Source organism: Ruegeria sp. D1(2025), from assembly GCF_056536425.1.
Window position 1 is genome coordinate 1 of sequence record NZ_JBQFPO010000005.1, and the last position, 14,576, is coordinate 14,576.

The 14,576-nt window shown below is 59.4% G+C and carries 18 protein-coding genes; 13 read left to right on the top strand and 5 right to left on the bottom strand.

Going from position 1 to position 14,576, the window contains the following annotated elements:
- Positions 1–279 precede the first annotated feature (279 nt).
- From ACR1XU_RS13030 to ACR1XU_RS13060, 7 genes are all read left to right on the top strand, one after another.
- A complete protein-coding gene (locus ACR1XU_RS13030) occupies positions 280–1,461 on the top strand; it encodes a phosphoserine transaminase (protein ID WP_480909474.1) in 1,182 nt (393 codons plus the stop codon).
- 59 nt (positions 1,462–1,520) lie between these two features.
- On the top strand, positions 1,521–3,116 hold the full coding sequence (serA, locus tag ACR1XU_RS13035; protein WP_170614136.1) for a phosphoglycerate dehydrogenase: 1,596 nt from the start codon (positions 1,521–1,523) through the stop codon (positions 3,114–3,116).
- A gap of 118 nt (positions 3,117–3,234) precedes the next feature.
- On the top strand, positions 3,235–3,972 hold the full coding sequence (locus ACR1XU_RS13040) for a metallophosphoesterase (RefSeq protein ID WP_480491133.1): 738 nt from the start codon (positions 3,235–3,237) through the stop codon (positions 3,970–3,972).
- A gap of 103 nt (positions 3,973–4,075) precedes the next feature.
- Positions 4,076–4,954 (top strand): phosphoserine phosphatase SerB, encoded by an 879-nt coding sequence (gene serB / locus ACR1XU_RS13045; RefSeq protein WP_170614138.1) that lies wholly within the window; start codon positions 4,076–4,078, stop codon positions 4,952–4,954.
- Positions 4,955–4,996: 42 nt separating this feature from the next.
- Positions 4,997–5,326, top strand: coding sequence for an ArsR/SmtB family transcription factor (locus ACR1XU_RS13050; RefSeq protein WP_170614139.1), 330 nt, complete (start codon positions 4,997–4,999; stop codon positions 5,324–5,326).
- A complete protein-coding gene (locus ACR1XU_RS13055) occupies positions 5,314–5,742 on the top strand; it encodes an SRPBCC family protein (protein WP_480909471.1) in 429 nt (142 codons plus the stop codon). Before ACR1XU_RS13050 ends, ACR1XU_RS13055 begins: the two co-directional genes overlap by 13 nt.
- A 23-nt stretch (positions 5,743–5,765) precedes the next feature.
- A complete protein-coding gene (locus ACR1XU_RS13060; RefSeq protein WP_170619302.1) occupies positions 5,766–6,086 on the top strand; it encodes a YciI family protein in 321 nt (106 codons plus the stop codon).
- Between the two features lie 5 nt (positions 6,087–6,091).
- Here ACR1XU_RS13060 and ACR1XU_RS13065 read toward each other — a convergent pair whose 3' ends face one another.
- Complete coding sequence (locus ACR1XU_RS13065; protein WP_480909468.1) at positions 6,092–7,090, bottom strand: asparaginase; 999 nt, start codon at positions 7,088–7,090, stop codon at positions 6,092–6,094.
- Between the two features lie 180 nt (positions 7,091–7,270).
- Between ACR1XU_RS13065 and ACR1XU_RS13070 the strand changes: the two genes are divergently transcribed.
- From ACR1XU_RS13070 to ACR1XU_RS13090, 5 genes are all read left to right on the top strand, one after another.
- Complete coding sequence (locus tag ACR1XU_RS13070; protein ID WP_170614143.1) at positions 7,271–7,804, top strand: invasion associated locus B family protein; 534 nt, start codon at positions 7,271–7,273, stop codon at positions 7,802–7,804.
- Positions 7,805–7,975: 171 nt separating this feature from the next.
- Positions 7,976–8,140, top strand: a complete 165-nt coding sequence (locus ACR1XU_RS13075; protein ID WP_170679265.1) for a hypothetical protein — start codon at positions 7,976–7,978, stop codon at positions 8,138–8,140.
- A gap of 143 nt (positions 8,141–8,283) precedes the next feature.
- The gene (locus tag ACR1XU_RS13080) at positions 8,284–8,664 is read left to right on the top strand and encodes a lysozyme inhibitor LprI family protein (RefSeq protein ID WP_480909466.1); all 381 of its coding nucleotides are present in this window, start codon (positions 8,284–8,286) and stop codon (positions 8,662–8,664) included.
- Positions 8,665–8,743: 79 nt separating this feature from the next.
- The gene (gene rlmN, locus ACR1XU_RS13085) at positions 8,744–9,931 is read left to right on the top strand and encodes a dual-specificity RNA methyltransferase RlmN (protein WP_480909463.1); all 1,188 of its coding nucleotides are present in this window, start codon (positions 8,744–8,746) and stop codon (positions 9,929–9,931) included.
- 234 nt (positions 9,932–10,165) lie between these two features.
- Positions 10,166–10,792 (top strand): cytochrome P460 family protein, encoded by a 627-nt coding sequence (locus ACR1XU_RS13090; protein ID WP_480909461.1) that lies wholly within the window; start codon positions 10,166–10,168, stop codon positions 10,790–10,792.
- Positions 10,793–10,799: 7 nt separating this feature from the next.
- Here the strand turns inward: ACR1XU_RS13090 and ACR1XU_RS13095 are convergent, their stop codons facing one another.
- Both ACR1XU_RS13095 and ACR1XU_RS13100 read right to left on the bottom strand, forming a co-directional pair.
- The gene (locus ACR1XU_RS13095; protein WP_480909458.1) at positions 10,800–11,144 is read right to left on the bottom strand and encodes a hypothetical protein; all 345 of its coding nucleotides are present in this window, start codon (positions 11,142–11,144) and stop codon (positions 10,800–10,802) included.
- Positions 11,141–12,067 (bottom strand): DnaJ C-terminal domain-containing protein, encoded by a 927-nt coding sequence (locus ACR1XU_RS13100; protein ID WP_480909455.1) that lies wholly within the window; start codon positions 12,065–12,067, stop codon positions 11,141–11,143. The genes ACR1XU_RS13095 and ACR1XU_RS13100 overlap by 4 nt, the downstream gene beginning before the upstream one ends.
- 151 nt (positions 12,068–12,218) lie before the next feature.
- On the opposite strand from ACR1XU_RS13100, the gene ACR1XU_RS13105 reads away from it, so the two are divergent.
- Positions 12,219–12,602, top strand: coding sequence for a hypothetical protein (locus tag ACR1XU_RS13105; protein ID WP_170679273.1), 384 nt, complete (start codon positions 12,219–12,221; stop codon positions 12,600–12,602).
- Here ACR1XU_RS13105 and ACR1XU_RS13110 read toward each other — a convergent pair whose 3' ends face one another.
- Together ACR1XU_RS13110 and ACR1XU_RS13115 are read right to left on the bottom strand one after the other, a co-directional pair.
- Entirely contained in the window at positions 12,603–13,703 is a 1,101-nt protein-coding gene (locus tag ACR1XU_RS13110) for a cystathionine gamma-lyase (RefSeq protein WP_480915616.1), read from the bottom strand. It abuts the gene before it with no gap.
- Positions 13,704–13,706: 3 nt separating this feature from the next.
- Positions 13,707–14,549, bottom strand: a complete 843-nt coding sequence (locus tag ACR1XU_RS13115; protein WP_170614151.1) for an LOG family protein — start codon at positions 14,547–14,549, stop codon at positions 13,707–13,709.
- Positions 14,550–14,576: the final 27 nt, after the last annotated feature.

Sequence of the window (14,576 nt, forward strand, 5' to 3'; positions counted from 1 at the left end):
AACCGCGTCGACAACGCATACGGCGACAGAAACCTCATCTGCACATGCCCTCCAATGTCAGAATACGAAGAAGCCGCTGAGTGAAAGATAATACCCCGCCAGCAAACTGGCGGGGTTTTTCGCCAATCGGAAACCTGCGTTCCAATTTGTGCCCTTTTTGGATGTCGTTTTCACCCAACGAAGCGTCTTTTCTGCTTGCTGCGGGTGCAAACTGACCATACCTCTGTCCGTGGGACACCCCTCCCCAACGAGGGGCGTGTATCTGGAAGGGTAATACAGATGACTATCGAACAACCGGCGCCGCAAGACGCCGTGCGCAAACCCGAACTGCGGCCGGCGAACCCGCGTTTTTCTTCGGGCCCCTGCGCCAAACCCCCTACATTCGAACTGAACAAGCTGGCCGACGCCGCACTCGGTCGGTCGCACCGAGCAGCTGTCGGCAAGGACAAGCTCAAGGCGGCCATTGAGGGCACGCGCGAAATTCTGGGTATTCCCGCCGATTACAAGATCGGCATCGTTCCCGCTTCGGACACCGGCGCGGTTGAGATGGCGCTCTGGTCGCTGCTGGGCGAACGCAAGGTCGAGATGCTGGCGTGGGAGAGCTTTGGCGCGGGTTGGGTGACCGATGTGGTCAAGCAGCTGAAGATCGACGCCGAGGTCAAGACTGCGGATTACGGTCAGATTGTTGATCTGGCGACGGTCGATTTTGCCAATGATGTGGTGTTCACTTGGAACGGAACGACCTCGGGTGTGCGGGTTCCGAATGGCGACTGGATTGCGGATGACCGTCAGGGCCTGACGATCTGCGACGCGACCTCGGCAGCTTTCGCGATGGACCTGCCGTGGGGCAAGCTGGATGTGACCACCTTCAGCTGGCAGAAAGTGCTGGGCGGTGAGGCGGCGCACGGCATGCTTATCCTGAGCCCCCGTGCGGTGGAGCGGCTGGAAAACTACACACCGGCTTGGCCTCTGCCCAAGATTTTCCGCCTGACCAAAGGTGGCAAGCTGATCGAGGGCATCTTTACCGGTGCCACGATCAACACGCCGTCGATGCTGGCGGTCGAGGATTACCTGTTCGCATTGGACTGGGCGCGCTCGGTCGGCGGGTTGCAGGGGCTGATGGCCCGTGCGGATGCCAATGCCGGTGCGGTGCACGCGTTCTGCAAACAGAATGACTGGATTGCCAATCTGGCCGAGGATGCGGCGACGCAGTCGAATACTTCGGTCTGTCTGAAGTTCACCGACGCGCGCATTCAGGACGGAGCGGGTTTCGCCAAGGCCGTGGCCAAGCGGCTTGAAGCCGAGAATATCGCGCTGGACATCGGGGCCTATCGCGACGCGCCTGCGGGCCTGCGCATCTGGTGCGGCGGCACGGTTGAAACCTCGGATATCGAGGCGATGCTGCCCTGGCTGGCATGGGCCTTCGAGGCTGAAATCGCGGCGCAATCTGAGGCCGCCTGATCTTATTCACCGGGCCACATCAGGCCCGGACATCCTATACAATTCAAGGACCAGAGAATATGGCTCCCAAAGTACTCGTCTCTGACAAACTCAGCGAAACCGCCGTGCAGATCTTCCGTGATCGCGGCATCGACGTGGATTTCATGCCTGACCTGGGCAAGGACAAAGACAAACTGGCCGAGGTGATTGGCCAATATGACGGTCTTGCCATCCGGTCGGCCACCAAGGTCACACCGACAATTCTGGAGAAGGCGGACAAGCTGAAAGTCATCGGCCGCGCCGGGATCGGGACCGACAATATCGACAAGGAAGCGGCCTCGAAAAAGGGCGTGATCGTGATGAACACGCCTTTCGGCAACATGATCACCACCGCAGAACATGCGATTGCGATGATGTTCGCCGTGGCACGGCAAATTCCCGAGGCCAGCACCTCGACCCATGCGGGCAAGTGGGAAAAGTCCAAGTTCATGGGGATCGAGCTGACCAACAAGACCCTGGGCGTAATCGGTGCGGGCAATATCGGCGGCATCGTCTGCGAGCGCGCGCATGGGTTGAAAATGAAGGTCATCGCTTATGATCCCTATCTGAGCGAGGAAAAAGCCGACGCGATAGGAGTCGAAAAGGTCGACCTGGATCAGCTGCTGGCCCGCGCGGATTTCATCACTCTGCACGTGCCGCTGACCGACCAGACGCGCAACATCCTGAGCCGCGAGAATCTGGCCAAGACCAAGAAGGGGGTACGCATTATCAACTGTGCCCGAGGTGGTCTGGTCGACGAGGAGGCGCTGGCCGAAATGCTGCAGTCGGGTCACGTCGCCGGGGCCGCGTTCGATGTGTTCAGTGCCGAGCCTGCGAAAGACAACCCTTTGTTCAACCTGCCCAACGTGGTCTGCACACCGCACCTTGGGGCGGCGACGACAGAGGCTCAGGAAAACGTCGCGCTTCAGGTGGCCGAGCAGATCTCGAACTACCTGCTGACAGGCGCAGTCGAGAACGCGCTGAACATGCCCAGCGTCACCGCCGAAGAGGCCAAGATCATGGGACCGTGGATCAAGCTGGCGGGTCATTTGGGCAGCTTCATTGGCCAGATGACGGATGAACCAATCAAGGCGATCAACATCCTTTACGATGGTGTCGCGGCGGAAATGAACCTGGCGGCGCTGAACTGTTCGGTGATCGCGGGGATCATGAAGAAGTTCAACCCCGAGGTGAACATGGTGTCGGCGCCCGTGGTTGCCAAAGAGCGTGGTATCAAGATCTCGACCACCAATCAGGACAAATCGGGTGCTTTTGACGGGTATATCAAGGTGACTGTCGTCACGGAAAAGCGCGAACGCTCGATCGGCGGAACCGTGTTCAGCGACGGAAAGCCGCGATTTATCCAGATCAAGGGCATCAATATCGATGCCGAGATCGGGTCGCACATGCTCTATACCACCAACGAGGACGTTCCGGGCATCATCGGTACGCTAGGACAGACCATGGGAGAGCATGGTGTGAACATCGCGAACTTTACGCTCGGCCGGTCCGAAGCTGGCGGCGAGGCGATCGCCTTGCTCTATGTTGACGAACCCGTCCCGGCCGAGGCACGGGCCAAACTGGCGGAGACCGGATTGTTCACGCAGATCAAGCCGCTGGAATTTGATGTGGCCTGAAGCCTGTTGAGAATCTGAGACGCTCGGATACCCGCAGGTGCATCCTTGCGGGTATCGGCTTTATGAAAGTCGTCAATTGCGCCAGAACGTTCCCTGTGGTCGTCACCGGAGGATACCAATGACAATGCCAGTTTACGCAGTCGGCGATCTGCATGGGCAAGTGGCCGAGTTTGAACGGGCGATGCAACTGGTCGAGCGCGATGGCGGGCCGGATGCGCGCATCGTGTTTCTGGGGGACTATGTCGATCGCGGCCGGGACAGTCGGGGTGTGATCGAAAGGCTCATTGCGGGCCGCGGTGAAGGCCGGGACTGGATCACGCTGCTGGGCAATCACGATCGCATGTTTGCCTGGTTCATGGAGGATGTTCCCCGCCACGACCCCCATCTGCTGGTCGGGTACCACTGGCTGCACGAGCGCCTTGGCGGTATCGAGACCTTGCGCAGCTACGGAGTGGAGTTCGAGGATCGCATCCGGCTTGAAGACCTGCACGCAATGGCCCGTGCGGCGGTTCCGAAGTCGCATGTGAATTTCCTGCGTGGTCTTCTTGCCATGTACCAGACCCAACAGGTTGCTTTCGTGCATGCCGGCGTCCGCCCCGGCGTGTCGCTGAGCGATCAGAACGAAAACGATCTGGTCTGGATCAGACAGGCCTTTCATGCGCACAAGAAGGCGTATTCAAAGCTGATTGTGCATGGCCACACACCGGTAGACAGGGCGACCCATTACGGAAACCGGGTCAATCTGGACAGCGGCGCGGGCTATGGAAAAAGCGTGAGTGTCGCGGTGTTCGAAGGTCGAAGATGCTGGTTGCTGACGGATCAGGGACGCGTGGAACTTCAGGCACCTGTCGGGTGACGGGCGGGCACGACCTGACCCAGCGGGGCGTGTTTTCGCAACGGCCTCTGGCCAAAATACTGTACCCGCGATTCTTCGCAGGTGAGCTTGCAGGAGATCGAATATGTACATTGCCACTCTGCTGACCAGCCCCGAGACACGGACGCTGGACCTGGCTTTGGTCGAGTCGTTGCGAAATGCCTGGGGCGGTGGCGATATTCTGTGGCTCAGCCCGGATGAGGCGGCGGAATTCCCGCTGTCAGAGATGCCCGGAAATCGCTGGGACGTCTGGGCGGATTTGCAGCAGATGGGGGTTGATCTGATCGTGCAGCCGGCGGAAGGACGGCGCAAAAGGATGCTGCTGGCGGACATGGACAGCACCATGATCCAGCAGGAGTGCATTGATGAACTGGCGGATGAGGCGGGTGTCGGCGAACGGGTCAAGGATATCACGGCTCGGGCCATGAACGGCGAACTGGATTTCGAAGGCGCGCTGACGGAACGGGTCGACCTTCTGAAAGGTCTTGATGTCGGCGTCATCGAGAAAGTTCTGGATGAGCGCATTACGCTGATGCCCGGTGGTAAGACCTTGTTGGGCACGATGCGGACAAATGGCGGTTATGCAGCGCTGGTCTCTGGCGGGTTCACCGCCTTCACCGCACGGGTCTCTGAGCTGTTGGGCTTTGACGAAAACCGGGCCAATACGCTGCTGTTCGAAAACGGCAAGCTGACCGGAAAAGTCCAGCACCCCATCCTGGGGCGTCAGGCCAAGATTGAAGCCCTGGAGCAGGTCACCAGCCGCCTGGGCCTGGCCGAGGCCGATGTTATTGCGGTGGGCGACGGGGCCAACGATCTGGGCATGCTGAGCCGCGCCGGAACCGGCGTCGCGCTGCACGCCAAACCGTCGGTCGCTGAGCAGTGCGAGGTTCGCGTCAACCATGGTGATCTGACGGCGCTGCTTTACCTGCAGGGCTATACCCGCGCGGAATTCGTCACGATCTGATCGAGGCTTCCCTTTATTTAACGCATGTGTTAATTATTGGTCATGAACACGCTTCTGACCGCTTTTTCTGCCCTGTCCGACGCCACCCGCTTTTCGATCGTTGAACAACTGATGGAGAAAGGTGAGCTGCCCGCCGGTGATCTGATTGAAGGCCGGGGCATGTCCGGTGCCGCGATCTCTCGTCATCTCAAGGTTCTGCGGGAAGCCGGACTGGTGCGGCAACGGGTGAACGGCACTCAACGGATTTACTCAATCCAGCCCGATGGCCTGCGCGCGATTGCGGAATGGACCATTTCCAAGCGGCAGTTCTGGGAGGCCAGCCTCGACCGTTTGGGCGACATACTTGAACAGGAGAATTCATGGCCGACCTGAAACTCGAACGGGAATTTCCCGTCAGCCCCGAAACCCTGTTTGCCTGGATCAGCGACGGCGCAAAGCTGTTGCGATGGTGGGGGCCGGAAGGTGTGCACGTGCCCGAGCATGATCTGGACTTTTCACGAACCGGACCATGGTTCTCGGTCATGCAGAACGATGAGGGCAAACAGTTCAAGGTGTCCGGTCACGTGACCCATGTTGATCCGCCGAAGTCGGTTGGCTTCACTTGGGCCTGGCATGATGATCAGGACAAGCGCGGTGCGGAAAGCCACGTGACCTTTTCCGTTGCCGCGACGCAAACCGGGGCGCGACTGACCGTGGATCATCGCGAGCTCGCGGATGCCGAGGTTGCAGCCAATCACGAGATGGGCTGGACTTCGTCCCTGCGCAAATTGCAGGCCCAGTGCACGTAGGTTTTCAAAAAGGGAGGAGCGATATGCCCCAATATTTGTTTGTCTATCACGGGGGAACAACCCCAACCGACCCCGCCGAGATCGAGGCGACCATGGCCGCATGGGGTGCTTGGTTTCAGGGCATGGGCGATTCGCTGGATATCCCCGGCAACCCGGTGGGTCAGTCCTATACGGTCAGCAACAATGGCGTTGCCGATAATGGCGGCGCCAACCCCGCCTCGGGGTTCACGGTCGTTCGGGCCGACAGCATTGATGCCGCGACCGAAATGGCCAAAGGCTGTCCAATGGTCGTCAATGGCTCGGGCTCGGTCGAAGTGGCCGAGGTGCATGAAATCGAGATGTAGCGGGCTTAGCCGGGAAACCCCGGTGCTGGTCTGATCACGCCGCATTCCAGCCCACGGCGGCTGTATTGAATGGCGTTCATAAACTTGCGGGTGGCCGGGTGATCGGCCTCCAGCACACCGAGGCTGACCAGAATAGCAGCGATGGCGCACTCGCTGGCGCGGGTTGAGCCATCGGTGATTTTCAGCGCAACGCCCATTCGTTTCTCGGGGATGATGGCGACAAAAACCGCCTCGGCCCCGGTTTTGATTGCAGCGCGACCATTCATGGCGCGCATCAGTTCGGTACAGGCCCGGGTTTCCCCGGCAACCAGTTCAGGGTGCGCGATCATGGCCTCGGTCAGTTGGCGCGCGGCATCGCTGGCTCGGTCAGATCTGTCCGCCGCCGAGGCGAACCAGGCCATCGACCGCGCCAGACCCGAAAGTGTTGTTGCGAAATTCGGGGCGGAACACCCATCAATTCCATAGGTCGGGCTGGTTTCACCCGTGGTTTCTTCGAAGGCCGCCAAGCAGGCCTGCTGAACCGGGTGATCGATTTCAAGATATTCCGGCCCGGCGCCCATATGCTGCGCCACCGAAAGGAACCCGCAATGTTTGCCTGAACAGTTGTTGTGGATCTGGCAGGGCGTATCATCGGCCAGGATCAACCCATCCCGCGCGGCCATGTCCTGCGGCTCTTGCGGGCCGCAGCGCAGGTCAGGCTCGGCCAGACCCAGATGATCCAGCCACGCCGATACACGATCAGTGTGAATCGCGGCACCGCTATGTGACGCGCAGGCCAACGCCAGATGTTCGCTGTTCAACCCGTATCTAGCTGAAGCACCCGAGGTGAGCAGCGGCAGAGCCTGGATCATCTTCGCAGACGACCGCGGATAGATAACCGCCTGCGGATCGCCCCAGCTTTTTACGATCTGGCCACTGTCGTCACAGATCACTGCATGGCCCAGATGCAGGCTTTCCAGCAGCGAGCCGCGCCACAGTTCTGTCATTGCCACGGGCTGCGTCATGTTATCCTCCGAAATTATGCGCAAATTTCTGCCAATCGCCCTTTCGCCTGTGGCGAAACCTGCGTTAGTGTGTGTATGTCGGCAATTATCGGAATGCGCAACATACGAGAGACGGACCATAAGGGTTCGCGGACGCGTCCGATCGGTTTGGGGTATGGGTCGGGCTAGGAGGCTGGACAAATGGGATCAAGACTAGTCCGCGCAGTTGCGGGCTTGTGCATGGCCGGGATGGCAACAACCGCAACGGCCCAACAGGCAAGCAGCACCAACAGGGTTGCGGCAAAAACCGACTGGAGCGTTTTTGTCGAAAGCGATCCGACGGAATGCTGGAGCGTTTCTGCGCCAAGGGAAACGGTCAACACACGTGGCGGCCGAGTGGTTTCGGTGCGCCGCAGCGATATTCTGCTGTTTGTGTTCTTCCGCCCCAATGCCGAGGTTAAAGGGCAGGTCACGTTTACCGGCGGCTATCCCTTTGCGCCTGGATCGACGGTCAATCTGAACGTCGACGGGACCGAGTTTGAACTGATCACCGAGGGCGAATGGGCCTGGCCGGCGACCGAAGGTGAAGACCTTAAGGTGGTTGCAGCCATGAAGCGCGGCACCGAGGCGGTTCTGACGGCCCGCTCGGAACGCGGAACTCAGACCAAAGACACGTTCTCGCTGCTGGGGTTCACCGCAGCGATCGAAGACGCCGAGAAGCGCTGCACCAACTAAGCGCTGAATTCACGTTCATGCGGCCCCGTCATCCGGCGGGGCTTTTTCGTGAAATGGCGCAATGCAGTCTTTGCCTTGACGCAACGTTCGATCCTGAACTTGATCCGCATCAAGGCAGGCAATCCGCTTTTTCTGAACTAATCGGTTCAGGAATTGAGAAGGAACCTGCCAATGCTGAACAAATCACTTGCCGCGCTGATGATGGCCGCGATGTTGCTGAGCGCGTGTGAAAAGACCGCCGAAACATACCCTGTGACCGGTGAACAATGTGGTCCGGAAGATCCCGTACAAACCCTGGACGCTGCGGATTGCGATATCCTTCCCCCGGGCGTTTGACGTATTCGCCTGATCTGAAACCCTGAAAGCGAAATGTACTTGTTTCGGTCGCATCGACTAGGTCTTTGCGACCGAACTGCGATTGGGACGCAGGGAAAACACGTGCTACTGTGCCCTGATGTAAGGGTTCACATGTGGAAACGATGATGCGTTACGTCTTGATAGCACTTCTATTCTCATCCGCAGCGTTGGCCGACCCCAGCCTGGAATGCTCTGATGCAGGTTCGCAGGTTGAGATCGGGTCTTGCGTCGGGAAAATGGAAGAACGCGTAAACATGGCGGTGAAGGCCAGTTTCGATTTTGCCATACAGACTGCGGCAGAGTTGGATGAGGTGACAGGCCGCGTGGCGGCGCAACCGGCGCTGGAGGCTGCACAAAAAGCTTGGACCACGTATCGCGATATGCAGTGTGACGCCGTAGGTGCGTCGTATGGCGGCGGGTCTGGAACCGGGATTGCCATCGCGTCCTGCCGCATTGATCTGGGTCGGGCGCGCGTGGACGAATTGCTGCGCATGGCAAATTAAGTCGCACGATTCCTTTTGATCTTTGCGCGCAATCCTATATAGAGGCGCATCCCAAGCCAGAATTCTTCGAGATAGCCACATGTCGCCCAAAGCGCCGATCACTCAGGATGTCATGACCATCCCCCGCAAATTGCCCGAGGGGAAGGTGAACCTTGTCGGTCTGACCCGTGACCGCTTGCGCGAGGTACTGATCGAACACGGTACGCCGGAAAAGCAGGCCAAGATGCGCACCGGCCAGATCTGGCAGTGGATCTATCAATGGGGCGTGCGCGACTTTGCCGAGATGACAAATCTCGCCAAAGCCTATCGCGCGCAACTGGCCGAGCATTTCGTCATCGAGGTTCCCGAGGTTGTGACCCGTCAGGTGTCCGAAGACGGCACCCGCAAGTACTTGTGTCGCATCGCCGGCGGGCATGAGGTCGAAGTGGTCTATATCCCCGAAGAAGACAGGGGGACGCTGTGCATCTCGTCTCAGGTCGGCTGCACTCTGACCTGTTCGTTCTGTCATACGGGCACTCAGAAACTTGTGCGCAACCTGACCGCGGCCGAGGTTGTAGGTCAGGTAATGATGGCCCGCGACGACCTTGAGGAATGGCCCGTCCCCGGCGCGCCCAAGGACGAAACCCGTCTGCTGTCGAATATCGTTCTGATGGGCATGGGTGAGCCGCTGTATAACTTCGAAAACGTCCGCGATGCGATGAAGATCGCCATGGATCCCGAAGGGATTTCCCTGTCGCGCCGTCGCATCACGCTGTCCACATCCGGCGTGGTGCCGGAAATTGCACGGACTGCCGAAGAAATCGGGTGTCTGCTTGCGATCTCTTTCCACGCGACCACGGATGAAACGCGCGATGTGCTGGTGCCGATCAACAAGCGCTGGAATATCGAAGAGTTGCTGCAGGCGCTGTCCAGCTATCCGAACGCGTCGAATTCCGAGCGGATCACCTTTGAATACGTCATGCTGGATGGTGTGAATGATAGTGACGAAGACGCGCACCGCCTGATCGACCACATCAAGCGCCATAACATTCCGGCAAAGATCAACCTGATCCCGTTCAACGAATGGCCCGGCGCGCCGTACAAGCGCAGCTCGAACAACCGCATTCGGGCCTTTGCCAACATCATCTATCAGGCCGGATACGCCTCACCCATCCGCAAGACGCGGGGTGAGGACATCATGGCGGCCTGCGGGCAGCTGAAATCGGCGACCGAACGCGCGCGGAAGTCCCGCAAGCAGATCGAGGCCGAGGCCGGTCTGGGAACCTGACCCTGACACTTGCAACCCTGCCGGTCGCGAGAATTAATGTTCCCGCGCCTGTTCTTTATATGCGCGATTTGTTATGTTTCATCTTGTCAGCGCCCGGGGGGTTCACGCGTGTGCACAAGGCGGTGAAAGCCATGGACCGGTTGTGGCAGGTTTATTTGCGCCTGTTATGATCGAATCTGATGCAGGTGCGCTGAAACAAGGCAAGCCTTTTTCAACTCAGGTGGGTCATCCAGTATGATTGCACGATACCAGATTCAGCTTTTGAAACCCCTCGTTTTCCTGATCATGGCAACGGCCCTGCCGTCCTTCTCTGCGGCTCAGTCCAGTGATGAAGACGCGCATCTGGCCATCGAGAACCCGGCGGATTTGTCGAAAAATGATGCGCGCAAGTTCTATAAGTCCCTGCAAAAGCGTCTGGCGCGCGGGTACGCGGCTGCGCAGATGGATTTGATCCGGAACTATCAAAGCTGGCCGCTGTTCAACGATGCGCCTTATATCTCGGCCACACACGGTCAGCGCTACGTGAACAGCTACGCCAATCGCATGGCGCATAATTACGGAACCCTGCAAGAGGGCGAAGAGTTGCCGATGGGGTCGGTTCTGGCCAAGGACAGCATGACGGTCACTGATACCGGCAATCTGCACCCGGGTGCCATGTTCGTAATGGAAAAGCTGGCCAAAGGCGCCAGCCCTGAAACCGGCGACTGGCGCTATATCATGGTTATGCCGGACGGATCGCTTTTTGGTGACACGATGGGCGCTCGGTCAGAAGCTGTTTCCTATTGCCACGACTGCCACGAGGCCGTGGCGGATCGGGATTACACGTTTTTCGTGCCGGAAGAATACCTTGTGAACAACTGATCGCAGATTATTTGCGACCAAACCGGGCCGACCCGATGACCTCGATCAGGGTTTGGCGCACCGGTTCGGGCTGCGTATCGACGGCATTCAGAACCTCGCGCAGTTCGGCGCGCAGACAATGCATCTGGTCGATCAGGGAAATCATCATCGACAGCGCGTCGGGCTCCATCTCGTATTGATCATGCAGTTCGCAGGCCAGTTCCAGACGGGCGACGTCGATGCTCTGGTAGACAAGCCCTTGCTCGGTTTGCTCGGGGATCACAATTTCAGCGGCCAGATAAACGGACAGCCGGTCCGGGGTCAGGCGGGCAATAGTTGCGAGCACTTCGTCTTCGGTCAGGTGTCGGGTCATGACGGCATCCCCTCGCGTGGATCGTAGCGATGCGTTTCACGCCAGGTTTCCATGAAGGCCCTGAGGTCATCATCGACCTTGTCCGGCAGGGTCACGATCAGTTCGATCAGCTGATCCCCGCGCTCGGACGCACCCCGCTTTTTGACACCCTTGCCGCGCAGGCGCAGGGTCTTGCCGCTGCTGGTCCCCGCCGGGACGCTGACGTTCACGCCACCGTCAATCGTGGGGGCGGGAACCTTGCCGCCCAGAATCGCCTCGTCGATCGAGATCGGCAGAGTGATGTGGATGTCGTCGCCCTGCCGGTCAAAGACCGGATGCCTGGCGACCGAGATGGTGACAAGCGCATCGCCCGCAGGCCCCTGTCCATATCCGGGCGCACCCTTGCCGCGCAGCCTGATGGTCTGACCATCGGTGATGCCAGCGGGGATTTTGACCTCGATTCGATCACCATCGGGCAGGGTCAACTTCTGGCTCGCCCCGAACACCGCGTCCAGAAAGCTGACCTGAAGCGAATAGTTCAGGTTGTGACCGGGCGCGTGAAATTCATGGCTGCGGTGCTGGCTGCGCCCGCCGCGCCCACGCATGAACTCGGCAAAGATGTCGGACATATCCTCGGGGTCGCCATAAGACGCACCCGAACGATAGGGATTTCCTGCCGCCTCGGCATAGTCGCGGTAATATTGCTGCTGCGGTCTCTCCTGACCCGATGCATCAATTTCGCCATTGTCATAGCGCGCCCGCGTTTCGGGGTCTTTCAGCAGATCATAGGCTGCTGCGGCAGCTTTGAACTTTGCCTCGGCTTTGGCGTCACCCGGTTTCAGGTCCGGGTGGCAATCCTTGGCAATGCGCCTGTAGGCTTTCTTGATATCAGCGGCGCTGGCGTCTTTTTGGACGCCAAGGACCGAATATGGATCGTCGCTCATCTCACTCTCGCGGGTCACGTCTGATCGTTGGGCATGTTTTTTATCATGCGATTTCAATGCCCCGATTGGAAGAGGCTTTTGAAACCGCTCGCAAATTCCCGCAGGTCTGATAACATATGCATATTTCAGCTTGTTTTCTGACGGAGCCCCCATGACACGCAGAATAAAATCCGCACTGGCCCTTCTGGCGGGGAATGCCATCGGGTTGTTGATCGCCTCACTTCTGTTGTCCGGTTTCGCGATCCGGCCAATCTCGTTCATTGTCGTGGTGATCGTATTCACCCTTGTTCAGGTCGTGGCCGAACCGCTGATCCTGAAGCTGGGAGAGAAGAAAGCGCCCGCGCTGAAAGGCGGGATTGCGCTGATCGTGACCTTTGTAGGCCTTTTGGTAACTGATCTGGTGACGACGGGTCTTACGGTCGGCGGCATCTCCAATCTGCTGGCTGCAACTTTGCTGGTCTGGTTGGGGGCTTTGATCGCCAGCGTGGTGCTGCCGATTTACGTGTTCACAGAACTGCGTGAGCCCAAGAAGTAATCACAGCGCGTTCAGGCTGGCCTCGATGGCCTGCCACAGTTCCTCCACCGGCTCGCATCCGACCGACAGGCGGATGAAGGCAGGATCGACGGCGTCGCCCCACCGTGCGCGACGCTCGGCCGAGCTGTGGATGCCTCCGAACGAGGTGGCCGGGCGCAGCAATGGGCAGGCGTTGATGAAGGTTTCGGCGGTGTCCTCGCTATCCAGTGTCAGAGACAGCAGAAAGCCGAACCGCGCTGTTTGGGCCTGTGCCAATGCGTGTGACGGGTCATTGGACAGACCGGGGTAACGGACTTTTTTCACGGCCGGGTGCGCCGCCAGCCGTTCTGCCAGAACCTGTGCCGACGCGCACATGCGGTCGAACCGGACGTCCAGCGTTTCCAGCCCGCGGTGCAACAGCCATGCCTCATGAGGTCCGGGGATCGAGCCGGAGATCTTCCGCCATTCCTCGACCCGCTCCATGATCTTGGCGTCGCGGCTGGCCACATGGCCCATCAGCATGTCGGAATGCCCACCCATCGCCTTGGTGTCCGAAGACACGACGACGTCGATGCCCAGATCCAGCGGGCGCTGGCCCAATGGTGTCAGGGTCGTATTGTCGGCAATGGTCAGCCCCCCGGCGGTGCGCACATGTCCGGCTACGGCTGCCAGATCGATCATGTCCAGTCCGGGGTTCGAAGGGCTTTCGACAAAGACCACATCGAACCCGTCAAAGCCGCCTTCGGCAAAGGCGGTGGTGGGACGTTCCTCGATCTTCACGCCAAGGCGTGAGAGGAACCTGTCCGCCAGCAGGCGCGTGACGTAATATCCGTCCGATGGGATCAGCAGGCGCGATCCGGCTTGCACGGTCGCAAACAACGCCGCTGATATTGCCGCCATGCCGGACGGAAAGCTGAGGCAGGGCGCGTCTTCCAGATGTGCCAGCACGTTCTCAAGATGTACCCATGTTGGATTGTCGACGCGTCCGTAGGTCGCGTGACCATCCGGCGGGCCCGGCAAGTGGAACATGCTGCTTTGCGTCAGCGGCAGCGCCACCGGCTCGCCCATTTTCAGGGCATTCCCGCGCAGGTGAAGCATTTCTCCGGTCTTTGGTGCCGTCATCCGTCAGCGCCCCGGGATTTCGTCGCGGGGCGGGGCGGGTTCCCAGTTTTCGATGATCCCGACCGCCTCTTGTGCCGTGTCGACGAAACGGAAAAGGTCCAGGTCTTCGTCCGAAATGGTGCCAGCGTCCGCCAAAGCTTCCCAGTTGATGACCTTTTCCCAGAATGCGCGGCCAAACAGCAAGAAGGGGACGCGCTCCATACGACCGGTCTGGATCAGGGTCAGCGACTCGAACAGTTCATCCATCGTGCCGAAGCCGCCGGGGAAGATGGTGATGGCGCGGGCGCGCATCAGGAAATGCATCTTGCGGATCGCGAAATAGTGGAAATTGAAGCTCAGGTCCGGTGTCACGTAAAGGTTTGGTGCCTGTTCGTGCGGCAGCACGATGTTCAGACCGATCGAGTAACCTTCGGCATCCTGTGCACCGCGGTTTCCGGCCTCCATCACGCCGGGACCGCCGCCGGTGACGATCACGTTTTCGCGGCAGCCGGTTTCCTTCGACTTCAGGGTCATCAGCCGGGCAAATTCCCGCGCTTCGTCGTAATACTGCGACAGACCGGCCAGCGTTTCGGTCCGGGCGGTGTGCTTTTGTGACGGTTCGGGAATGCGGGCCCCTCCGAACATCACGATGGTCGAGGTGATCTCGCGCTCGGTCATGATCATCTCGGGTTTCAGCAATTCCAGTTGCAGGCGCACCGGTCGCAGTTCTTCCCGGCACATGAAGTCCTCGTCGGCAAAGGCCAGACGATAGGCGGGCGACCGTGTCTGTGGCGTGTCCGGCACCTCGCTTGCGGTCGACCGGTCGGTCTGCGCGTCGCGGAAGGGGCTGAGTCGGTCTTCTCTCATGGGTGAACGATCCCTGCTTGCGTGTTT